Here is a 21,982-nt window from a genome sequence, read left to right as displayed (position 1 = left end):
TCTATTTTTCCAAAGATTTAACTCATCTCCGATTCAGTAGAAAGCGCTTCTGATTCTTTTTCCCAATCATCTAAAATCACTTTAGCCGTCGCAATCACACGCTCCTTAAGTCCCAACTTTTCGCCGGATTCAAAAAAAGCTTCGGTTTCCGGTTCAATTTCAAATTCCTTCAACTCCCGCATGACTCGTTTCAAGGTCGCTTCTGGATCCCCATAATACTCACTGCCTCGGATGTGGATAAAGCGCCAGCCAAGTCTTTCAAGGACAGCCTGCTTCTCCATCTCTACGCGAATATTTTCAGCACCGCTAGAATAAAGCTCGCCATCACATTCAATGGCAATTTTCTTTTCGCCTGAGACTGCAACCAGATCAATACGATAGGCCCCCACTTGCCAGTGCTGAACAATTCTGAAACCATTTTTTTCAAGTGCTCCAGAAACTGCAATTTCAAAGGGTGAATTGGACTTCTTCTCAATAAACTGCTGTTTTGAAAAAACTTTTGGGTCCGAAACATATTCAATCAAATCCCGACGCATATCGCCTGCTTTCAAATCATCAAAAACATCTAATGAATGAACCACCCAAAGCTGATTTCTGGCCCGGCTGGCCGCCACATTATATCGTTGTTTGGTCGATTTGCCGCTGCCTTCACCAGTCATTCTTAAAGGACCGTCCCCCTCATTGCTGTCCACCAGCGAAAGAAAGATAATGTCCCGCTCGTCCCCCTGAAAACTGGCGGCATTCCCGCATAAAATTCGCCGTTCTTCCATGATAGAGGGCTCGATTTTTTCAATTGCCAATTCATAAATCCGCTTGGCCTGATCTTCTCCCAGCATGGAAATTGCCCCAAAAGTCATCTTATCGTATTCCATATGTCTCATGCAGGCAAGCATTAAGGCTACAACTGTTTTAGCTTCCAGCTCATTGACTTTTTTACGGCCTTCCCGCTGGCCATATACCTGATAAGCTGCAGTTGCTGGCTTAACCATTACCTGACTGTCGTCTCTAAGCGGTCGAATTTTAAAATCATATGACAGACGGTTGCTGTAATTGATAATGCTGGGGACACAGCGAAAATGCTCTTTTAACATCAGGGTTGGAAAGGTTGTTTTTCCGATATCATACAAGGAAGAGTTCATATCATATAGGTGCGAATTGGGAATAAGCCCCTGGATAGTCATTTTCGCCAGATTATGCATTTTTTCCTGATCGATTCCAACCGCTGAAGGGCTGACCTGCTCATCATCCCCGACTATTATAATCTTTTTGGCCAGATACATAATCGCCAGAGCTGAAATATCGGACTGACTGGCTTCATCGATAATGACAATGTCAAACCTATTATTTCGAGGGTCCAATGTCTCCAGAGCTTTATTGACTGGCATAATCCAGGCCGGCACCGAAGTCTGACACTCTGCCATCAGTTTTTTTGCTTCCCGTCTTAAAGCCGGTGCCCTTTTTCCTGTGCCTTTGCCAATTTTTTTAACCGTCATTTTCCAGCCCTGAAGGGCCTGTTTTTTACTGATATCCCCTTCAATTCGAGTCAATAGATGATACCAGGAAAGGTTCTCAGATAAAACAGCTGTCAGCTGCCTCAGTTTTCCGGTTAGTTCAGCCATCTGCCGCTGCAATTTATCAAAGGGCTGCTTCGTGATTTCCTCGATAAGTCCGGCAAATTGCTTCCATTTCCAGGCTTCTTCAATATTAGCCGGAAGGTCAGCCTGCCCATGAATACCAGTCCGATTTTTGATCATCGCAGCCCATTCGGGAGCGCTCCCCTCAATGGATTTGAGAATTCTAAATCGTTCTGACAAAAAAAAGTTCTTTTCATAAAGCTTATTCAACTGGTCAAAAATTTCCCGGTACCTTGTAGCATTCTTTTGAACAGCGACTGCAGAAAGCAACTTACAGATGACAGAATTTTTGTAGCTGGTCAAGATTTCAAGATTTGAATCTAATTGCCCTTTTAAATCTCTTAAGTCCTCCTCAATCAATTCAACTATCTCAATATAGAGTGGTAAATCGTTATAAACTTTATGAGTTAAAAATTCAATTTCAGCTTGTGCATTCAGGTTAATCTGATCTTCTTTCATCAGTTCAGCATTAAAGCCGACCTGAACAAAACAATTTTTTATCCTGCTAAATGTGTCTTCATACCAATTGAGACTTGCCTTGATAATTTTGTTGTACTGAATTCCCGTCTCCTCAGGTTCTTGCCCCAGTTCATCAAAATTTATGCCGCCATTTTTAAAAATCAGCTCATCCCATAATAATCTCAGTTGGTCTCGCTTCAGTTTAAGCCGACACAAAACAATTAATACCTGGCAGTCTTCGGCTGTTCTTACAGGCTGACCATTCAATGAGATATTCTCCAGTATCGCTTTCCAGTCCCGGTGTATTAAAAATACCAGTCCTGACAGCTTTTTCCCCTCATTTAAGTGTTCTTTTATCTGACACAATATTCTAATCGTCTCTTCATCAACCTGATGACTGCCGGTCAACGATTTTCCAACTGTCATCTGAACGGTATCACCTGCTAACTGATAGGTTTCATCCAGTAAATTATATAAATCTTCCCATACTTTTTTGAAACCGCCACCTTTTTTGCCATCCAGAATGGCATGAATTTCCCAGCCGGAAAACTGAAAAACATTATTCCTAATCATGTCTTTCAGTTCTGCCACTTTGTCCAAATCAGGTGCTTTATAAAGTTTTTCACCCTGGTATTCAACCTCAAGCTGATTTAAATTATACTTTAGACGCTTATCAAATTTTTCATTGATACGTTCCAGCTGTTCTTCAATTTTCCTCAGACTTTTCACTGCCGATTCAAACTGATAGGGCGCCAGTAAACTATCCGGATTGGGTAGCTTATTCTCCAGTTCAATTTCTTCACTGACTGAGATTTCAGAATTGCTTTTATAAACCAGCTCCAGGTCGCCAATCGTAACGGGCAGTGGCTGATTCAGTTTCACTTTGCCGGGAATATACGATAAATTTTCCCTATTTTCATGAACAAATCTTGCCGCTTCTGCTGGAGAATATTCTTTACCGTCAAAAACAATACTTTCGTATTCTTTAAACTTTATAGAATATGACTTCTGTCTGATATTGGATAAGTCGTCAATGATCTTATCCCGTTCTCTTTTTAATTTTTCACTATTTTGATGCAACTCCAATGAATTATGGGATGAAATATATTCAGAAATCCCATCCACTGAACGTTCCATATCCAGATTATTGTCATATAAAACCGATACACAAAGATCTTGCAGCTCTGGTACCACCTTTTCCTTGACAACACTCAAGGCTTTCCTGGTATGACTGGTAACCAGAATATTTTTTCCCTGGGCCAGAAAATGCCCAATCAGATTTGCAATAGTATGGGTTTTTCCGGTTCCCGGCGGCCCCTGTACCAGGACCGCATTATACTTTTCTATTTGTCTGGCAATTTCCAGTTGTTCCTCATTGGCCTCTTTTGATAAGAGGACTGATTTGTCTTCACCATTAATGGCAGCCAGACTCTGACTTAAATCCAGGCTTCTAAGGCTATCTGAAAACTGAGAAACGTTCTCACCTATCAGATTTAGAAGCGGTCCCGATACTTGTCCCGTTTCTTCAATCTGTCCAATAATATCCTCTATTGCTTTAACAACTCCACCCGTCCTTTTGCGTACGAAAAAAACCGGATGATCATAAATAATCAGCTTATCATATTCATTCAGCCTATCATTCAAATCTGAGCTATACTTACTGTCCGAGTGCAATCGGTGAGCAAAGCTTTTAAGATATTCCGGCGTCTCCTTTCTATCCAGGGGATGATAAAAATTGTCTTCCAGATCATCTTTTAAACCTTTAACAGCCAAATGATTAATGAAATCTATCTTTTGCAAAAGCATGGTATAGAGTTCCGGGTCAACATTGGAATCAATAATTCTGATAATGTTCTGCTTGGCCAGAAATTCCATAGATAGTCTTTTTAAAAGAATAGGATGGGACACAAATTCATACAGATCCGACTGGCAACTTAATATGCCTTGCCCAACCATTAGTTCAACCGCTTCTGAATTATTTTCCAACTCATTGTAAATCAAATATAATTGATTAAAAAGCAGCCGGATCTTGTTTATTTCCAATTGACGAATAACCCACCTGTCCCGATCTTTGCTCCAATAATTATAGGTGCTGACCCGAAGCGGATCATCTGTAAAATTTTCAGTTGTCAGCGTCTCACCCTTATAGATTTGTATACTGTCTTTACGTAATGCCTGATTGTTAAACTTCTGCCAGCCCGGTTCGACCCAGAACAAGAGAATTTCCGGTATAGAAGGGCACTTTTCAAATTCAGGTTTGCTTACTTCGAGAATAATGCTTTTTTCCTCTCCCATTTCATCATCTTCAGATAAACGATCCAGATAATTCAGTTTTACATAAGCTTCATTAGCTGGTATTTCCGAAAGCCATTGAAACCATTGCTGTGCTTTCACATCTGCAATAATCGAATATTTCTGCTCGTAGAGTTCTTTTATATAAGAAAAAAGCGTAATTACCTTGTCATTATTGTCCAAACTGTTGCCCCCTTAATTTTAATAACCGGCTTTCTATTTCCCTACTCTTAAATAAAGTTTATCAAAATATATGGTTACTTTCAATCCGGTCATATACCAATAAATATCCAATACAAATTAATAAGTCAAGTTTAAATACTTTGCAATCTCCCCAAAATTTAATTAAGCTTTTATAATTTGGGTATCAAAATTATAAAATGATGGAGGTAAATTTATTATGCGCTATATGAAAGTTGTTTCAATAGAAGAATTAAAACCAGGAACAATGAAAAAATTCATTATTGCAGAAACACCCATTTTACTGTCCAATCTTGAAGGCACTTATTACGCAATTGACGATACCTGTCCACATATGGGCGGTTCTCTAAGTGCCGGAAAGCTTGAAGGTCAAAATGTTATTTGCCCAAGGCATGGGTCCGTTTTCGATGTAAAAACCGGATCCGTCGTTAAAAGCGGAAAGGTACTCTTTATTCCCGCAAAAGTCCATAATATTAAGAGCTATCCCATTAAAATTGAAGGAACTGATGTAATGATTGGTATAGATGATTAAAAACTGTCCGCTTAATGATCTTTTTGTTTTCTATTTTGTATTTTTATAGAACATAAACTATCACATTCTTCCTTGATAAAATGCCGCTAAAAGTATATACTAAGTAAAAGTTTTTGATTAATAATTTATTATCAGGAAACTGGAAAGGAGATGACTACCATGCATAAAATTGATCCAGATAAATGTGAATTCTGTGGCGCATGTAAAAGTGCCTGCCCGGTTTCTGCTATCAGTAATCCACCCGGAACAATTTCTTACGCCATTGATGAAGATGAATGCATCGATTGCGGCGCCTGTGAACCAGAATGCGGTTTCAATGCGATTATCGTTGAATAGATAATCGTCTGAAAAGCGGTACCCCTTGTTAAAGGAGTGCCGTTTTTTTATTCTGTTTCCTTATCTGTCAGCAGTTGATAAAGCGTTGGATTAAAATTAAATTCTGTCATTAGACTATCTACTTCATCTAAAGCTTTTTTCTTTAATTCTTCCGGTGTAGATTTGCGGCGGACGGCCCTTATCAGAATATTCTTAGGGGTATGTGACAGGTCTACAAATTCCAATAGTTGGGTCTTATAACCGCTAACTTCCAAAAGATTGGCCCTGATTGCATCAGTTGCCAAGGCCGAAAAACGCTCCTTTATTATTCCATAGCGGGTGATGAGTGAGAGATTCTCAGCTGAAATCTGACTGTTTAGTTCATGCTGGCAGCAGGGGACCGAAAAAATCATCTTTGCATTCCAGTTTATGGCATTATAAAGGGCATAATCAGTAGCCGTGTCACAGGCGTGGAGAGTTATGACAATATCAACAGAAAAAGGTGCTGTGTAGCCATTAATATCCCCCAGCTCAAAACGCAGGTTTTCATAACCATATTTTTGGGCAGCAAGCGAACAATTGCTGATCACCTCTTTTTTTAAGTCTAAACCAATAATATTTGCCTTGATTTTTTTTATCTCTGTAAGATAGTAATAAACAATAAATGTCAAATAAGACTTACCACAACCAAAATCAATTACATTTACATGCTCAGTCTTCAAACTGCCGATTTCGTCATCAAGAATTTCCAAAAAGCGGTTAATCTGCTTAAATTTGTCATACATAGCATTGACCACCTTACCCTCTTTGGTAAAGATTCCCATATCAACTAAAGGGGCAACAATGGTTCCTTCCTCAATCAGATATCGCTTCTTTCTGTTATGGCCTAGCCCTACAGCTACTGCCTCGGCTTGAGAAATCTGCCTCTTCTTATATGAAACTTTCCCCTTTTTAGAAACCATAATCATCTGTTCAAACTGCTCAGACCAGGCATTGATCTGACGAAAATGGTCATGACTTATTTCAAAGACCCGATTAGCCAATTGGTCCTCAGCGATATTTTCATGAAAAACCTGCTTGTCAGTATATCCGGCGATCTGATACTTGCTGTCCTTCTTTTCGATGATAACTTTATTGTACTTTTCATCTTTTGAGGCAGGCTTACTAATCACAAATTTTTTGATCCCAACTTGCGTGATTCTTTCAATATATTCTTTTAGCTCATTCATACTCGTCCCTCTTTTTTCTTGATTCTATCATTATATCAGCAAAGATAGCTATTTAAAAACCATTCAAGTCATATTCTTCCATTTTCTTTTAACCAACTGACTGTATCTGCCAAAGTATCCATCATCGGTCTTGTGTGGTACCCCAGTTCTTTGCTGGCTTTGACGTGGGAAAAGTTGGCATTGGTCTGCAGGGTTTCAATAGAATAAGCCGTAAAAAGCGGCGGTTTTCGTCTGATCTTATAGTATACTTCCGCCATCGGTGCGGTCATTTTGACAAACCAGATCGGCAGGAAACTTTTGATCCTCCGACGCCCGGTTATTTTAGAAAGCATCCGCAAAATTTCTCTGACTGTATAATACCGATTTGAAAGAATATAGCAGTCTCCACTAGCACCTCTATCGCAAGCGGCAATGATCCCATCAGCAACATCGCGAACATCCACAAAATCATAACCACCGGAAATCCCCGAAGTCAGTCTGTGTTTGCAAAAATCTATAATCATCGCTGTCATATGGGCACAACCGTAATCAAAAGGCCCGATAATCCCGGACGGATGAACCACCGAAGTATCCAGGTTTTGTTCAGTTGCCGCCAATACATAGGCGGTTGCTTCCGCCTTTGTTTTAGCATATTGCCCCAACACCCGGTTGGGATCAAAGTTATTGGTTTCTGTCATTACAATCCCCTGGGCCTGCGCTTCTATAGCATGGACGGAAGAGACATAAACAAGCTTTGAAACCCTATATTCCAGGCAAAGATCGGTAATATTTCTAGTTCCTGTGACATTGACATCGTAAAGATCCTGGCTGTATTTTGAGGCGATGGAGACAATGCCGGCGCAGTGAATGACCACCAGAACTTCACCCTGCTCATGTTCAAAGAAGGGCCTTAGCGAGTTTTTGTCCCGCACATCCCCATAATAAATTTTAGCATTTTGCGGCAGCAGTTTTTCCCCAGCTAAAACCAAAGCCCGGACACGTTCACCCTTTTGAATCAGCTTCTGCGTTACTACCCGGCCCAGGTGACCGGCCGCTCCGGTGACTAGAAAAATTAATTTTGAGGCCATTGTTTCTTCCTCCTGAAATTTTATCGCTCACTAATTTAAATAACCTCTGATACTTTTTGCCATAATTATAATCCAATACGCACGTTATTATACTAAGTAGACAAAATGTCTAATTATTTTAAGTTTTTATAACTTTTAAATCCCCCTTCTTTCTGTCATAATATATAAAACACTATCAAGGAGAACCGACATGCCTGAACTGCCCGAAGTGGAAACCGTCCGCCAAACTTTAAAGAATTTTATCATCGGTAAAAAGATCACCGATATCCTGGTACATTATGACAAAATTGTTAATGGCGATACCGATGAATTTATTGACATTTTAAAAGGTCAGACCATTCGCGATATTGACCGGGTGGGAAAATACCTGATCTTTATCTTAGATAATGATGCCTTTATCTCTCATCTGCGGATGGAAGGCAAGTATAATCTGACTGATGCTTCCAGGCCACTTAATAAGCATGAACACATCAGTTTTATTTTTTCAGACCAAAGCCAGATGCGATATCAGGATACCCGCAAATTCGGACGACTGGAACTTGCAAACAAAGATACCTACCGAAATGATCTGCCCCTGTCCAAACTGGGGCCTGAACCCTGGGACGCTAATCCCGAAGAAATTTACCAGAAAATTCATAAGAGCAGCCTGCCTGTAAAAAGCCTGCTGCTCAATCAATCCATCATGGCCGGTATTGGTAATATCTATGCCAACGAAATCTGCTTCAGGATGAAACTCAACCCGTCAACGCCAGGAAAACGCCTTAGTAAAAAGAGAACCGCTGAGCTGGTAGCCGTTTCTGCTAAAATACTAAAAGAAGCTATCGAACAGGGTGGAACTACCATTCACTCCTTTGATGCTAACGGCATAACCGGATTATTTCAGCTCAAACTTCAGGCCCACCTACAAAAAACCTGCCCATCCTGTGGCCAACCAATCACTAAAGAAATGATCGGCGGACGGGGAACTTATTATTGCAAAAATTGTCAGAAGAAAAAGTCTTGATTCATTTCCCGATATGACTTTAATCCTGCTTAGCACCGCACTCAGTACAAAAATTATCATCTAAAGAAAGCCATGTTCCGCAATTATGACAAAACTTTTCATTTCTATCTAATTCCGAATTATTTTCTGTGCCTAACATCTCCACGTCACCACGCAAAACTGTTGCTGCTAAAACCTCCGGTTCAAGAAAGCGTTCAGTTCGTAATTCTTCCTCAATCATTTCTGATAGCGGTGCAAAGGGATCAGTCCACTCATCATCCTCCTGCCAGCAAAGCCAGGAAGCGGCATCGAAGTCAGCTGTTTTAATCGGCGGATGAGCTGTTCTCATAGAGCTTATATATGAGCTAATCTCATCCCTGTTTACCTCTTCAAAAAGCAGTTTGATCTCATCCTCGCTGTTTCCAAAAATTATCAGACCATCCTTAAATTCTTCGATCCGTTTGATTTTTTTCCATAGAATCGCCTGACGATCCATCGGAGCGGCTCGATAATCTGTCCCAGGTATTGCCTTATAACCAATTCGAAAACCAGTCAAGGCTGTAAGTTTCGCTTTTTTGGGCATTCGCATTTCGTGTTTTACAAAAACACCAAGTTCGTTCAGCAGATAATCCGATACAATCTCGGGCTTCTCACCATCTAAGCTTGTTCTTAAACTCCAGGTTAGGTTTTCCATCAAATACGCCTCTCTTTCTAAATGTGTTGAATATCACTATTTCTGATGCGTCTTAGTATTTTTACTAATGCTTTGAGACCAGAATGCACATCTGTAGCATCCCCTTATTTTATCTGCTATAATGAGTTTATCAAATGAAAGGCGGCTTTTTTATGTCTAGTGTAATTATTATTGGAACTGGCCCCGCCGGGATGTCGGCTGCTTTACATACCGCACAATGTGGGATAGATACTATCCTGATTGGCTTAAATAACAGCACATTAGTCAATTCAGTTCAAACCGTTTTCGGCTATAACACAGCAATTTCCGGTAAAATTCTAATCGACAACACCCGAAGCCGACTCAAAGACCTGGGTGTTGAGATTATTACAGATGAAGTAATCGGTTTTTCCTATACTGGAAAACTTCATGTCAAAACAAAATCAGCCGATTACTCTACGGACAGCCTGATTATTACAACCGGTCCTCCTTCCCCCTTGCCTGATCTGGATAACCTGTCCGCTTTTATTGGGAAAGGGGTTCATCACTGTGCCGCCTGTGATGCCTTCTTCTACAGAGACCGTCATCCTGTCGTTTTAGGAAACGGTGAGTATGCACTGTATGAGGCAAATCAACTTCTTACTTTTGCTGCTTCAGCTACTATCCTGACAAATGGTGAACCAGTCAATGTAAAAATCCCTGATCACATTACCGTGATCGAGAAAAAAATCGAAGGCTTCTTCGGACACGAAACCATTGAGGGCGTCCTCTTTGAAGATGATTCCAGCCTGTTGTTTGCAGGACTATTTCTGGCTGTCGGAATTGCAAACGGATCCGACCTGGCCCGTAAATTGGGGGTTATGTCTGAAAATCAGCTTATTCAAGTCAATAATCAACTGGGTACTAATCTGCCTGGCGTCTATGCTGCTGGCGGCTGTACAAACGCTGAAATGACCCTGTCCAAAGCAATCTATGAAGGTGAAAAGGCCGGAATGGAAGCAGCTAAATTTTTAAGTGCAAAAGCTCATAAAAATTCTTAATATCGGACTTACTCAATTATCTTTCTAGATCAGCCCACTGATTTTTTATTCCTCCAGAACTGGTAGCCGCTAATCCCTAAAAGAAGTAGGATTCCTATTAAAGTAACAGTCTGTAACAAAGGATATCCCCCCCCCATTTCTTTGTGTGCCTGATAGATTCCAAAGAATCCCCAGGCTATCGGCAGTGGGATGACAAAGTTTTTGGTATTACTTGCAACAACAAAGGCCAGTCCTACTGCAATGACTAAAACTATAGACGCCCAGTATTCTGGTGCCAGGCCAAAGCCATTCCACCCAATGCTGACTAAGAAGGCAGAAAAATTGACAACCGTTGCTATCAGCAGCCAACCTGAATATAAGCCAAAAGCAGTTGGCAGCAACCAGCTTTTTCCAGCTTCCAATTGACTTAACCTTTTAACAAGCAATGCAAGCACAATGGCAAAAGCCAGAATAATAATGGCTGACATGCCAATAAAATTATATGAGAAACAAACAATCCACAACATATTGAGACCAGACGAAACCCAGAAAAGACGAGCGGTCTGATCAATTGCCTCGCTATAAAGCGGATCTTTATTTTTTACTACCATAAGGACAGCAGCACTGAGCAGTAGTAAATAGATAACACTCCATATCCCAAAGGTAAACGGAGCTGGCGTAATGAGCGTAGGATTCAGATCGGAAACCGCCTTTTGCGACATTCCGTTAAAGAATCCAAAAGCCCCTAAAGCATTAACGACTAAAGTTCCAACCAATAAAACCAAACTTAAAACGGCTTTTGTAAATTGGCTCATTGTAATCCCTCCTATCATTTTTTATATTTGTAATTTAGATACCCATTTTTTCTATTTTTTTCGCCATTTATATTAAAATTATAAATATTTGTCAATTATATTGGTCCCGAAAGATTACGCTCAAAAAATAAAAATCGCGTGGTATGTATTTCATTGGAATACATGCCACGCGATTTTTTATCGCACTTTTATTCTAACCTATTAACGGGCCACACTTGTCCTTTTTTGATAGTTACGAACAACCATTGAAAGACTAAAGCAGACTACAAAATAGCCAACTGCCAGGGTTGCAAAAATCAAAAATACTTCGGCCGTTGTAGTATATCGTCCCATGACCACAAATCCGCTTCTAGTATATTCAGGAATTGCCACAACCTGTAAAAACGAAGTATCTTTTACTGTGGTAATAACCTGAGATAAGAGTGACGGAATAATATTTTTGAAACATTGCGGCAAAACAATATAACTTAAGGTCTGAATTAATGTAAAGCCCTGGGATTTCGCTGCCTCAAACTGCCCCTCTGGAATTGAATTAAGTCCACCACGAACAATCTCGGCAATAACTGCTGAAGTATAAAGAATCAAGGCCAAGCCGCCACGCATGACAACCGTTCCTAGAGGAATCATAAAGCAGCAGACCAGAATCCAAAGCAGGAGTGGGGTGTTTCTAAACATTTCTATGTAGAAACCTGCCACTTTTCCCAAAAATCGCCTTTCATAGCTTCGTAAAAGCCCCAAAAGCGTTCCAAAAAGAATCGAAGTAATAATAATAATTACTGAAAGTAATAGCGTTAGGCCCATACCCTTAGCTAAAAACTGGATGTTTGAAGGCGTAAAGACATTTTGAAAAAGTTCTAACATGTAATTGCCTCCTCAGCCGCATCATATGGTAAATGGGTCAAATCGTTTCGCTTGAGACGTTCTTCGTATTTTCGGGCCCAGGTTGCCAGTGGGAAACAAAGCATAAAATACAAAAGACCTGCGAAAACATAGGATGGACCATAATCAAGACTTGATGATGCCCATGAATCGGCCATATACATCAGATCGAACCCGGATATCATCGCCAGTACTGACGTGTTCTTTATCAGATTGACGGCCTGATTGGTCAGTGGCGGTAAAATAATTTTAACCGTCTGCGGTAAAATAATATAACGCATATATTGAATATAAGTGAACCCTTGAGATTTAGCCGCCTCGACCTGTCCCTCGGGAATCGAGTGAATACCAGCTTTAACCACCTCAGACACATAGGCGCCATGATAAATGCCTACTCCCAGTACGCCGATGGTAAAGACACTTAAACGCAGTCCGGCAATAGCCAGACCATTATACATAAAGAAAACCTGTATGACCAGAGGTGTGTTTTGGAAAAACTCGACATAAACCCTTGCAATTCCACGCATAACTTTGTTGTTTGATGTGGAAATCACCCCAAACACAATGCCCAGCACTAGAGCAAGGATAATGGCGAGGGCTGCGACCTCAATGGTACGCAAAAAGCCTTCGCCAAACATTTGCCATTGTCCAAACATCTTCTCCCAACGCCATAAGGCAAAAGGATTAGAGCTTTTCATTAATAATTAAGTCCCCATTTCGTAATCAGTTCTTCAATGGTGCCATCTGCCAACCATCCAGTAATATAACCATCAACAGCTTCAGCCAGTGCAACATTGTTTAAGTTAGAAGCAACACCATATTCCTGTGGAGAGAAGCGGTCAGGCAGGATCATAGTAGTATCATCTACATATCCGCCAAGGATTGAGCCGTCTACACAGAAAGCATCTACTCGACCAGAGTCAAGAGCAGCTTTAATTTCAGGATATGTTGCATATTCGGAGAAAGATACAGCTATTCCCAGTTCATCAGCAGCTGCCTGAACGGCATCTTTTGAAGTCGCACTCTGGGCAACACCAATCACAGCGCCATCCATATCGGCAAGACCGGTAAATCCAGCGTCTTTTTTAACTAACAGACCCACTGCATCTTCATAATATGCAGTTGAGAAGTTGTAAGTCAGTTTTCGTTCTTCTGTAATTGTGAAGGTTGCAATTACCAGATCCAATTCACCGTTATCCAGTAACGGTCCACGCGTTTTAGCAGTAACCGGTGTTAATTCAATGGCATTTTCATCACCAAGAATTTCAGCTGCCAGCATTTTCGCAAGATCCACTTCAAATCCTTCAATTTCATTAGTGTCAGTGTTTCTTAGTCCAAAGTTCGGAACATCCTCTTTTACACCAACCCGTAACACACCCGCATCAACAACAGCCTGTAGGCTGCCATCATCAGCTGTCGCTGTATCATCACTGGAATCAGTAGATGATGAAGAGCATCCTACCAGCGCAAACAACAGGCAGAATACCAACAGAGCAGAAAGTACCTTTTTCATAATCATATTCCTCCTAAAAAAATTTATAATCACCGCTTCCTGATAATCGCAACTGACTCCAGCTGCAAGTAAAAGGCATCGGAAATTAACGCAGAATTTTACTGAGGAAGAGCTTGGTTCGTTCTTCCGTCGGATTCTCAAAGAAATGTTCCGGTGCCCCTTCTTCGACAATCCGGCCATCATCCATAAAAATGACCCGATCGGCAACCATCCGGGCAAAACCCATTTCGTGAGTAACCACTACCATGGTAATATTTTCCTTTGAAAGTTTAATCATAACATCAAGTACTTCCTGAACCGTTTCCGGGTCAAGAGCAGATGTCGGTTCATCAAAAAGAATAATTTTCTGTTCCGTCGCCAGCGCCCTGGCAATTGCCACACGCTGCTGCTGTCCCCCGGACAGAGTCGTCGGATAAGCATTTTCTTTCTCGCTTAAGCCAACAATCGACAAATATTTACGTGCTTTTTTAACCGCTTCTTCTTTTGGCAGTTTCTGCAATTTTATTGGTGCTAGCGTCAGATTTTCCAGAACAGTTTTATGCGGATAGAGGTTAAAACTTTGAAACACCATCGCCGACGTTCTTCTGATCAATTCAATCTTATTTTTCTGGGTAAGCTCTTCACCATCGACAAAAACCTTACCCGATGTCGGCTCCTCCAGAAAATTCATACATCGGACAGTGGTACTTTTTCCTGAACCAGAAGGTCCAATAATAACCAGCTTCTCACCTTCTTTGACCTCTAAATTAATATCCTTGAGCACATGGTTTTCACCAAAATACTTATTTACATTTTCAAGTTTAATCAAACCCTTTTCCCCCAAATCTGACATCGAAACGCCCAAAAAAAGCCTCTTAAAACGTACGTACTTTGATCGCGTAGTCTGAAGCCTCGTTGCTTTATCAATTTCTTTAGTTTTTCTTTAATTCTATTTAATGATAGTATGACCAGGGCATTTTGTCAATAGATATTACCATAAAGCTATCATTCATTCGAATCAATACAGGTGTTTGAATCTCAATCATCAGACACCTGTTTGATAAATTAAATTTTTTTTAATTTTGCATGCTTCAAATCATTGCAAAACATTTAGTCATTTTCCTGTTGTATTTTAAGATAATTCAGCATATCAACATCCCCTAGCGGTCGACTAAATAAATATCCCTGAATCCAGTCACATTTTTTATCTTTGAGGAAATCTAACTGCGGCGTTTCTTCAACACCTTCGGCCACCACATGAATGTCCAGGTTATGGACCATTTCAATGATACTGCCAACTATCCGGTTATTCTTTTCTTCTTTTTCCAATGATTTAATAAAAGATCGGTCAATCTTCAGAACATCAATCGGTAACTGCATCAGATAACTCAGTGATGAATAGCCGGTTCCAAAATCGTCAAGCGAGATCATCACACCCATCCCTTTAAGCTCCTTAATAATCATAATAGCCTGCTCAATGTGACCGATAAAAACAGATTCCGTAATCTCCAGAGTCAACTGCTTAGGATCTACTGATTCCTCTTCGATGACCCGTCTAATCCCCCCCAGAAAATCCGGACGTTTCATCTGGACAGCTGAAACGTTAACTGCCACACGAATATCGATCCCCATCTCCGCCTTGATTGCCTTGATTTTTTTGCAGGCCTGACGCAATACCCATTCACCAAGTTCGCCAATCAGACCGATTTCTTCGGCCATCGGGATGAACTCCACCGGCGATACCAAGCCCTGACCAGGGACCTCCCATCTAAGCAGAGCTTCAAAACTCATATTCTTTTGATCGGCAACATCAACAATTGGCTGATAAACCACGAAAAAATCTTCATTTTCAAATGCTTTTATCATCCGATTTTCCAGTTCTATCTTATAGATCACTTCGGCTTTCATTTCCTTCCGATAAAACTGAACGGAATTTTTTCCCATCTCCTTGGCTTTATACATAGCTGTATCAGCCGCCTTTAAGAGATCACTGCAGGTTGTTGCATCTCCTGGCCAAATGGCAATTCCAAAACTGGCTGTTATAATTACTGATTTTTCCCCGAGGTCAAATGGATTTGACAGCAGACTCAAGAGTTTTTCTGTATAGCTCAACACTTTCTCGTCTGAAATCTGCCGACGGACCAAAATCGCCAGCTCATCCCCCCCTAAACGGCCAATCAGATCTCTTTCATCCATTGCTGCCTTGAGGCGACCAGCGACCTGAATAAGTAAATTATCCCCTGCTCCATGACCCATGGAATCATTGATCTTCTTGAAATTATCAAGATCAATAAAAACCAGTGCAAAATGATGGCGGTTTTCCTGGTTGAAATCAATCATCAACTCGATCTGCTCAATAATCATCTTGCGATTGGGGATCCCAGTTAAGGTATCGGTATAGGCCAAAAGCTCCAGCCGTTCCTGATTAGCTTCAATCTCATTATTATAATTAAGCAATAATTCATTTTGTGCCTTAAGCTGATGCTGATGAGCCACTATATCTTCATACAATGAATTTAGATTGTCCTTCTGATAAAGTGTGGTGGCATAAATTTTTAACTTTTTCTGAATAATTAGACGATACACGGTATTACTGACAATACTTGCAACAATGAGGCAGAAATAAACTGCCAGGAATGTCAGATTAAAGGCATTATCCATTTGAATTGTCAGATCCGGGTAACGAATCAGGCTGTAAACGAAGAAAAACAGGCTGGCAAAAGCCATATAATAAAACAGTGTTCGTTGCAGCATCACATTGGATAGAATAATCATAATCAGGATGATTAGCCAGAACAACAAGGTGAAATGTTCAAATAATGTCAGATAGGTGGCCAATAAACTAAAAGTAATTGCCATACTCACCAGGTTCAAGGCCAGGCGGCGTGAAAGTTTCCGGTGCAGGATGGTAAGAATAAATATTCCACCTAAAAAGAGCGTACCCGCTACACCCGCAGTTGAATAGATCCCTAACTGCCAGTAAAATCCAATAATTATACAAACGATGGCGCCTAAAAATAACATTGGCCCCAGAATGCTCATTATCAGCTTATTTTCATTTTCCATAATTTGTTCCATATTGTCTGCTTCAGCGATTCGATTAAGTACTCGTTTCAGATTTAATATGATCTTTTTCATAGCTGTCACCTCTTTTGTATCATGTTTATTATATCCAACCTGCTGTCCTATGCCAACCACTTTTGTTAATCGGTTCTTTAGTTTATGAGAGTCTAAACGTATTAATTCTTGAGACATTCCATTCTCTATTTTTTATATTATAATTTACCCCAACAAGGTATATTTAATCGTTTTCTACTGATTAAACAATCCTCTCATTACCTGCACTTTGTCTGAATCAAATTCCCTCTCAACACCATCAAAGTTCTATATTCTCCTCCAACTTTATCCCACCTTTAAATAATGCTATAATAGAGCTAAAATCTTTTAAATCGATGGAGGAATCAATGAAGATCAATTTTCCAGTAGAAGAAACTATCAGAATGAGGCGCAGCATCAGAAATTATAATAATAACGCAATTCCGGAAAAGACACAAAACGATATCCGACTTTTTCTGGAAACTTTGGATAATCCTTTTAATCAAAAGGTAAACTTCCATTCTCTTAATATAAAAGAAATTAAATCAACGCAAAAACTTGGAACTTATGGCGTCATTAAAGGTGCCCATCAATTTATCGGAACAAGCATCAATAACAGTAAAGAATCACTATATGCTTTGGGGTATGAGTTTGAAGCCCTTGTTCTTTATCTCTCGCATATTGGCATCGGTACCTGTTGGCTTGGAGGAACTTTCAATCGACAGCAATTTTCTCAAGCTATGAACATCGACGCTGACGAGCTTTTTCCGATTATTTCACCTATCGGCTATCCAGCAGACCATCCACACTTTAAAGAAAAAGCAATGAGAAAGCTCATCAAAGCCGATGCACGAAAAGAGTTCTCAGCCCTATTTTTTCTCAACGACTTTCAAACCCCGCTGACTCAGGAAACTGCCGGTGAGCTCTGTTTTGCTTTGGAAATGGTACGACTGGGTCCCTCCGCTTCAAACAAACAACCCTGGCGGATTCTACTAAAAAATAATACCTGTCATTTTTTCGAAGAACGAGAACCAGGATACAGCAAAGCATTTCCCTATGATATCCAAAAAGTTGATTTGGGGATTGCCGCGGCTCACTTTGATTTTTCCCTACAGGAAGCCAAGTTGGATGGACACTTTGAAACAAAAGCAGACCCCAGTGTGGAGATTCCTAAAAACTTTGAATATGCCTTTTCCTGGATCCGTGATTAAGTACATCTATATACTCACAAACAATGGTAATTAATATCATTGACAAGCTATAGACTTCTATGAGATTATTCTTTTTTAAAATATTTTTAGACAAAATTAATATAATTATAGTTTTATTATATTATAATATTGAAAGGAAAACCATGCGTCAAGAAAAATCTTGCTGCTGTTGCCAGCATGAGGAAGCCATTACTCTCTATGACCTTAATACTCCCTGGATCACAGGTGAAACTGAAATTACCAAGGGAAAAATCCCAACTATTACGACACACCTGCAATCAGGAGATTATTTGGGAGCTATTAAAATGCGTCTTGGTATAGGTCGGAAAAATTATAAAATTAATCCTGGTCTCTATGCCGTTGGCAATCCCGATGCCGACACCCCTGTATTTGTCAGTGCCAATTACAAACTAAGCTTTGATGCACTGCGTAAGGAACTCACTTCTTTGGATGCCTGGATCATGGTAATTGATACTAAAGGAGTCAATGTCTGGTGCGCTGCTGGAAAAGGGACCTTTGGAACGTCAGAGATTATTAATCGCATTGAAAAAACATATCTTTCTGAAATTGTCTCACACCGCCAGATCATTCTTCCTCAATTGGGGGCACCTGGTGTTTCGGCTCAAGAAGTCAGTAAAGCCACTGGATTCTCAGTCGTTTATGGTCCAGTTCGGTCAGCCGATATCAAAAGCTTTTTAAGTTCAGGACTAAAGGCCACTGATAAAATGCGCAGAGTTACCTTTACCCTCCGAGAAAGACTGGTTTTAACCCCACTGGAATTTTTTGGCGCCGCTAAAAAGTCGCTTTCATTTTTTGGTCTGTTATTTCTGATCAATTTAATTGCCGTTCGTCCTTTCGGTCTCCCAGATTTTCTATTAATTGTCGGATCACTTTTTACTGGCACGGTTCTGATGCCGGCAATGCTACCCATTGTTCCAGGAAAAGCTTTTGCTTTTAAGGGTTGGCTCCTGGGTCTCATTTGGACAGGCGGCTTTATGGCGCTTAATGAATCGCATTTCTCAGAGCTGCTGATTATGTCGATTGGTTATCTCCTTTTGTTACCCTCTGTCTCTGCTTATTTTGCTATGAATTTTACCGGATCATCAACTTTTACTTCTCTATCAGGTGTCACAAAAGAAATGAAAATTGCTGTTCCGCTGCTGGCTATTGCATCGATTGTCGGTTCCCTGATGATTCTTTTAGCAGCCTTTGGCTTATAAGGAGGCCTTATGAAATATTTCTCAGATGTTATTACCCTCAACCTGACGGCTGAAAAATGTATTGGATGCAGACGATGTAAGGAAGTATGTCCCCACGCTGTATTTTCGATAGAAAACCAAAAGGCTAAAATTGTCAATTTCGATAATTGCATGGAATGTGGTGCCTGCGCGAAAAACTGTCCCGCAGATGCGATTTCAGTCAGAGCAGGCGTTGGCTGTTCAGTGGCCGTTATCAATGGCTGGCTCAGCGGCGGTGAGCCGGATTGTGATTGCTGTTAGGCATTCATTAAAAAAGCCCTCCTCAAGATACTAATATGCCCTTCATCGGTAAACAGTTATTATTTTAACTGTCTCTAGAAGGAAGCATATCAATACTTGAGGAGGGCTTTTTTTATTTCATGCTATAAATATTATAAAATTCTTCAACCTGACATTCTAACGTTTCCAGAGCTTCTTCCTCAAGTTCAGGTCGCCCGTTATATTTACTGAGCAGAAAAAATATCGGTGCATAAAAATTGATTGCCATTGCCTTGGGATTGCCTGAAGAAAAACTACCATTCCTGATCATTTCAATGAACAACCTGGTCTGGTAATCGATGCTTTCTTCCATAAAGATATTACGATAGATTTCATAGATCTCCGGATCGCTGTACTGCTCCATATTAGCCAACCGCCAGAAGCGGGAAATAAAATCATCTTTTAAATAAAAAAGAAAAACCATCCGGCTAAAAGCCTGCAATTCCTCTAGAGACATATTTCCATACTTGTTAGCGGCTTTGAGAAAATCATTCTCATCAGGCAAACCGATTTCGACTGACATCTCTTCCATTTTTTTCCACATCTTTTCAACAATTGTATCAAAAATTTCTTTTTTGCTGGAAAAATGTTTATACAGTGAACTGTCTTTGATCCCAACCGCATCGGCAATGGATTTTACCGTCGTTGCTTTAAAACCGTTTATCGAAAATAAGGTCAGTGCTTCATCTACAATTTTTTCTTTTGTCGTCATTAGACCGTCCTTTCCAACAATGCTTTGACCTGGTCTTCCTGCTCGAATAAAACGCATCCACCAGTATGGTCAGCCAATAAATTACCACTGTTCTGAAGTCTTAAAAACAGCGGTGACTTTAATGCTTCTTTCAAAGAAGTATTCATCAGGCTAGTATCAGAATAAGGGGAAAAGGGACAGGGTTCGGCTGCTCCATAAGGATTAATGTGAAAAAAGCCTCGCCCCGCCGCCAGACATCCGCCTGAAGATTTTTCATCGCCGGGAAAGGCGATAAATAGCATTTCATTTTGTTGAACACGCGTTAAATTGAGCTTTTCTTCAAATATTTTTCTTGTTTCTTCATCAAAGGCCTGATGGTGGGTTTTTCCGTCCACCGGCACATATTCCACATAAATAACCGCCTTGCAGCCTCGCTCTTTTAAATCATAAAGAAAAGCATCAGAAAAAACTTCATCCAGGTTATCTTTGGTGACCGTCACAGAAACCCCAAAAATATTGCCCTTACTTTTAAGCGCATGCATGGATTCTCTGATCTTTTTGTAAACACCCGCTCCCCGCCGCTGATCAGTGGTTTCTTCATTGCCTTCCACACTTATTAGGGGTACCAGGTTAGGGTTATCCGATAGAAAGTCCAGATAGTTGGCATCAATCATGGTCCCGTTGGTGAATATCGGAAAGAGGATTCTTTTTTCCTGTGCTGCCGCTGTCAGGATATCTTTGCGGACAAAGGGCTCGCCTCCGGCCAGAAGCACGAAACTGATACCCATGTCGGCCGCCTGCCTGAAAATATCTCCCCACTGTTCGACATTTAATTTTTCTTTTGTATTTTCACCATCACAGCAGGAATCGTTGGCCCGGGCATAGCAGCCGGCACAATGCAGATTACAGGAATCAGTAATAGAAGCAATCAGAAACGGGGGAATATGATCACCCTTTAATTCCGCCTTTTTCCTGACCTTCTCGGCTTTATGGCTATCTTTGGAAAATCTCATCATATATAAACTGGCATGGGGATTTTTAAAGGTCGTTTTGATGATCCCCTGAACGATTTCACGGACACCCTGGCTTAAATAAGCTTCTAAATTAAAAGTTGACATTATTCCCTCCTAATAACCTCAATAATTTACAATCCTAAGCTAGTGAACACTAGCTTTATTTATTTTTATTTTAGCTAGTATTCACTAGCTTGTCAAGTTTTTTTAGTATATTGTCTTAAATTAAATAGCTATCTTCTGATTCAGCAGTTACTTGTGAGATTAAATTGTTCCGCAAAACAAAGGCGTTCATCATTATGTTAGAACTGATAGGTCTAAAAGTATCAATTTAATCATCTCTTAACATTCATGACAGCTTTTTATGGTAAAATAAATAACAACTTGTAAAAGGAGTCCTGTATGAATAAACCCAAAGTTGCTTTTATCTGCGTCCATAATTCCTGCCGCAGTCAAATGGCTGAAGCTCTTGGTAAAAAATTTGCCAGTGATGTATTCGAAAGTTATTCCGGAGGAACGGAAACAAAACCTCAGATTAATCAGGATGCTGTTCGCCTGATTAAAGAACGCTACGGAATCGATATGGAAGAAAGCCAAACTTCTAAACTAATCGATGAACTGCCACTGATTGATATTGTCATAAAAATGGGCTGCAATGTAGTCTGTCCATACCTACCTGCTAAACATACCGAAGATTGGGGGCTGGACGACCCAAGTGGAAAGTCCGATAAAGAATTTCACCTGATTATCGATGAAATAGAAAAAAAGATTAAAAAACTGTCTGAAGATATTCAAAACACCGCCATTGACCTTTCTTAAATATAACAAACTAAAACAGCCTCTGGCTCCAGTGCGAACTGAGGCC

At 40.3% G+C, this 21,982-nt stretch carries 20 protein-coding genes; 8 read left to right on the top strand and 12 right to left on the bottom strand.

Annotation, left to right across the window (positions count from 1 at the left end; all coding sequences use genetic code 11):
* Positions 1-17: 17 nt before the first annotated feature.
* Positions 18-4,568, bottom strand: a complete 4,551-nt coding sequence (locus Q5O24_01920) for an AAA domain-containing protein (protein ID WKY48112.1) — start codon at positions 4,566-4,568, stop codon at positions 18-20.
* 217 nt (positions 4,569-4,785) lie between these two features.
* Here Q5O24_01920 and Q5O24_01915 point away from each other — a divergent pair, with 217 nt between their 5' ends.
* Positions 4,786-5,118 (top strand): non-heme iron oxygenase ferredoxin subunit, encoded by a 333-nt coding sequence (locus Q5O24_01915; GenBank protein WKY48111.1) that lies wholly within the window; start codon positions 4,786-4,788, stop codon positions 5,116-5,118.
* A gap of 159 nt (positions 5,119-5,277) precedes the next feature.
* Complete coding sequence (locus tag Q5O24_01910; protein ID WKY48110.1) at positions 5,278-5,454, top strand: 4Fe-4S binding protein; 177 nt, start codon at positions 5,278-5,280, stop codon at positions 5,452-5,454.
* 47 nt (positions 5,455-5,501) lie between these two features.
* Here the strand turns inward: Q5O24_01910 and Q5O24_01905 are convergent, their stop codons facing one another.
* Together Q5O24_01905 and Q5O24_01900 are read right to left on the bottom strand one after the other, a co-directional pair.
* Complete coding sequence (locus tag Q5O24_01905) at positions 5,502-6,662, bottom strand: SAM-dependent methyltransferase (protein ID WKY48109.1); 1,161 nt, start codon at positions 6,660-6,662, stop codon at positions 5,502-5,504.
* 68 nt (positions 6,663-6,730) lie between these two features.
* A complete protein-coding gene (locus Q5O24_01900; GenBank protein ID WKY48108.1) occupies positions 6,731-7,729 on the bottom strand; it encodes an SDR family NAD(P)-dependent oxidoreductase in 999 nt (332 codons plus the stop codon).
* A 190-nt stretch (positions 7,730-7,919) separates the two neighbouring features.
* Here Q5O24_01900 and mutM point away from each other — a divergent pair, with 190 nt between their 5' ends.
* Complete coding sequence (gene mutM / locus Q5O24_01895; protein WKY48107.1) at positions 7,920-8,732, top strand: DNA-formamidopyrimidine glycosylase; 813 nt, start codon at positions 7,920-7,922, stop codon at positions 8,730-8,732.
* A gap of 19 nt (positions 8,733-8,751) precedes the next feature.
* On the opposite strand, the gene Q5O24_01890 is transcribed toward mutM, so the two are convergent.
* A complete protein-coding gene (locus Q5O24_01890) occupies positions 8,752-9,405 on the bottom strand; it encodes a hypothetical protein (protein ID WKY48106.1) in 654 nt (217 codons plus the stop codon).
* 152 nt (positions 9,406-9,557) lie between these two features.
* Between Q5O24_01890 and Q5O24_01885 the strand changes: the two genes are divergently transcribed.
* Positions 9,558-10,424 (top strand): NAD(P)/FAD-dependent oxidoreductase, encoded by an 867-nt coding sequence (locus Q5O24_01885; protein WKY48105.1) that lies wholly within the window; start codon positions 9,558-9,560, stop codon positions 10,422-10,424.
* A 29-nt stretch (positions 10,425-10,453) separates the two neighbouring features.
* On the opposite strand, the gene Q5O24_01880 is transcribed toward Q5O24_01885, so the two are convergent.
* From Q5O24_01880 to Q5O24_01855, 6 genes are all read right to left on the bottom strand, one after another.
* Positions 10,454-11,218 (bottom strand): tryptophan-rich sensory protein, encoded by a 765-nt coding sequence (locus tag Q5O24_01880; GenBank protein WKY48104.1) that lies wholly within the window; start codon positions 11,216-11,218, stop codon positions 10,454-10,456.
* 201 nt (positions 11,219-11,419) lie between these two features.
* On the bottom strand, positions 11,420-12,079 hold the full coding sequence (locus tag Q5O24_01875) for an amino acid ABC transporter permease (GenBank protein ID WKY48103.1): 660 nt from the start codon (positions 12,077-12,079) through the stop codon (positions 11,420-11,422).
* Positions 12,073-12,795, bottom strand: coding sequence for an amino acid ABC transporter permease (locus Q5O24_01870; protein WKY48102.1), 723 nt, complete (start codon positions 12,793-12,795; stop codon positions 12,073-12,075). The genes Q5O24_01875 and Q5O24_01870 overlap by 7 nt, the downstream gene beginning before the upstream one ends.
* Positions 12,795-13,610 (bottom strand): transporter substrate-binding domain-containing protein, encoded by an 816-nt coding sequence (locus Q5O24_01865; protein ID WKY48101.1) that lies wholly within the window; start codon positions 13,608-13,610, stop codon positions 12,795-12,797. Before Q5O24_01865 ends, Q5O24_01870 begins: the two co-directional genes overlap by 1 nt.
* A gap of 85 nt (positions 13,611-13,695) precedes the next feature.
* Entirely contained in the window at positions 13,696-14,418 is a 723-nt protein-coding gene (locus Q5O24_01860) for an amino acid ABC transporter ATP-binding protein (GenBank protein ID WKY49191.1), read from the bottom strand.
* Positions 14,419-14,699: 281 nt separating this feature from the next.
* On the bottom strand, positions 14,700-16,727 hold the full coding sequence (locus tag Q5O24_01855) for an EAL domain-containing protein (GenBank protein WKY48100.1): 2,028 nt from the start codon (positions 16,725-16,727) through the stop codon (positions 14,700-14,702).
* 326 nt (positions 16,728-17,053) lie between these two features.
* Here Q5O24_01855 and Q5O24_01850 point away from each other — a divergent pair, with 326 nt between their 5' ends.
* The 3 genes from Q5O24_01850 (at position 17,054) to hgcB (ending at position 19,395) form a co-directional block, all read left to right on the top strand.
* Positions 17,054-17,896, top strand: a complete 843-nt coding sequence (locus Q5O24_01850; protein WKY48099.1) for a nitroreductase family protein — start codon at positions 17,054-17,056, stop codon at positions 17,894-17,896.
* Between the two features lie 143 nt (positions 17,897-18,039).
* Complete coding sequence (gene hgcA / locus Q5O24_01845) at positions 18,040-19,116, top strand: mercury methylation corrinoid protein HgcA (GenBank protein WKY48098.1); 1,077 nt, start codon at positions 18,040-18,042, stop codon at positions 19,114-19,116.
* A 9-nt stretch (positions 19,117-19,125) separates the two neighbouring features.
* Entirely contained in the window at positions 19,126-19,395 is a 270-nt protein-coding gene (gene hgcB / locus Q5O24_01840; GenBank protein WKY48097.1) for a mercury methylation ferredoxin HgcB, read from the top strand.
* 112 nt (positions 19,396-19,507) lie between these two features.
* Here the strand turns inward: hgcB and Q5O24_01835 are convergent, their stop codons facing one another.
* The gene (locus tag Q5O24_01835) at positions 19,508-20,125 is read right to left on the bottom strand and encodes a TetR/AcrR family transcriptional regulator (GenBank protein WKY48096.1); all 618 of its coding nucleotides are present in this window, start codon (positions 20,123-20,125) and stop codon (positions 19,508-19,510) included.
* On the bottom strand, positions 20,125-21,222 hold the full coding sequence (locus tag Q5O24_01830) for a radical SAM protein (protein ID WKY48095.1): 1,098 nt from the start codon (positions 21,220-21,222) through the stop codon (positions 20,125-20,127). Before Q5O24_01830 ends, Q5O24_01835 begins: the two co-directional genes overlap by 1 nt.
* Before the next feature lie 297 nt (positions 21,223-21,519).
* On the opposite strand from Q5O24_01830, the gene Q5O24_01825 reads away from it, so the two are divergent.
* The gene (locus tag Q5O24_01825; protein WKY48094.1) at positions 21,520-21,936 is read left to right on the top strand and encodes an arsenate reductase ArsC; all 417 of its coding nucleotides are present in this window, start codon (positions 21,520-21,522) and stop codon (positions 21,934-21,936) included.
* Positions 21,937-21,982: the final 46 nt, after the last annotated feature.

The sequence above is a fragment of the Eubacteriaceae bacterium ES3 genome, from assembly GCA_030586155.1.
Lineage (GTDB): Bacteria > Bacillota > Clostridia > Eubacteriales > Eubacteriaceae > Acetobacterium.
This window is presented reverse-complemented; position numbering and strand designations above follow the sequence as displayed.

Excerpts from the sequence above, each read along its gene's own strand:
- Q5O24_01830 (WKY48095.1), bottom strand. The coding sequence starts at position 21,222 with ATGTCAACTTTTAATTTAGAAGCTTATTTAAGCCAGGGTGTCCGTGAA.
- Q5O24_01850 (WKY48099.1), top strand. The coding sequence starts at position 17,054 with ATGAAGATCAATTTTCCAGTAGAAGAAACTATCAGAATGAGGCGCAGC.
- hgcB (WKY48097.1), top strand. The coding sequence starts at position 19,126 with ATGAAATATTTCTCAGATGTTATTACCCTCAACCTGACGGCTGAAAAA.
- Q5O24_01880 (WKY48104.1), bottom strand. The coding sequence starts at position 11,218 with ATGAGCCAATTTACAAAAGCCGTTTTAAGTTTGGTTTTATTGGTTGGA.
- Q5O24_01915 (WKY48111.1), top strand. The coding sequence starts at position 4,786 with ATGCGCTATATGAAAGTTGTTTCAATAGAAGAATTAAAACCAGGAACA.
- Q5O24_01905 (WKY48109.1), bottom strand. The coding sequence starts at position 6,662 with ATGAATGAGCTAAAAGAATATATTGAAAGAATCACGCAAGTTGGGATC.
- hgcA (WKY48098.1), top strand. The coding sequence starts at position 18,040 with ATGCGTCAAGAAAAATCTTGCTGCTGTTGCCAGCATGAGGAAGCCATT.
- Q5O24_01890 (WKY48106.1), bottom strand. The coding sequence starts at position 9,405 with ATGGAAAACCTAACCTGGAGTTTAAGAACAAGCTTAGATGGTGAGAAG.
- Q5O24_01900 (WKY48108.1), bottom strand. The coding sequence starts at position 7,729 with ATGGCCTCAAAATTAATTTTTCTAGTCACCGGAGCGGCCGGTCACCTG.
- Q5O24_01870 (WKY48102.1), bottom strand. The coding sequence starts at position 12,795 with ATGAAAAGCTCTAATCCTTTTGCCTTATGGCGTTGGGAGAAGATGTTT.
- Q5O24_01835 (WKY48096.1), bottom strand. The coding sequence starts at position 20,125 with ATGACGACAAAAGAAAAAATTGTAGATGAAGCACTGACCTTATTTTCG.
- Q5O24_01875 (WKY48103.1), bottom strand. The coding sequence starts at position 12,079 with ATGTTAGAACTTTTTCAAAATGTCTTTACGCCTTCAAACATCCAGTTT.
- Q5O24_01865 (WKY48101.1), bottom strand. The coding sequence starts at position 13,610 with ATGAAAAAGGTACTTTCTGCTCTGTTGGTATTCTGCCTGTTGTTTGCG.
- Q5O24_01855 (WKY48100.1), bottom strand. The coding sequence starts at position 16,727 with ATGAAAAAGATCATATTAAATCTGAAACGAGTACTTAATCGAATCGCT.
- mutM (WKY48107.1), top strand. The coding sequence starts at position 7,920 with ATGCCTGAACTGCCCGAAGTGGAAACCGTCCGCCAAACTTTAAAGAAT.
- Q5O24_01825 (WKY48094.1), top strand. The coding sequence starts at position 21,520 with ATGAATAAACCCAAAGTTGCTTTTATCTGCGTCCATAATTCCTGCCGC.
- Q5O24_01885 (WKY48105.1), top strand. The coding sequence starts at position 9,558 with ATGTCTAGTGTAATTATTATTGGAACTGGCCCCGCCGGGATGTCGGCT.
- Q5O24_01910 (WKY48110.1), top strand. The coding sequence starts at position 5,278 with ATGCATAAAATTGATCCAGATAAATGTGAATTCTGTGGCGCATGTAAA.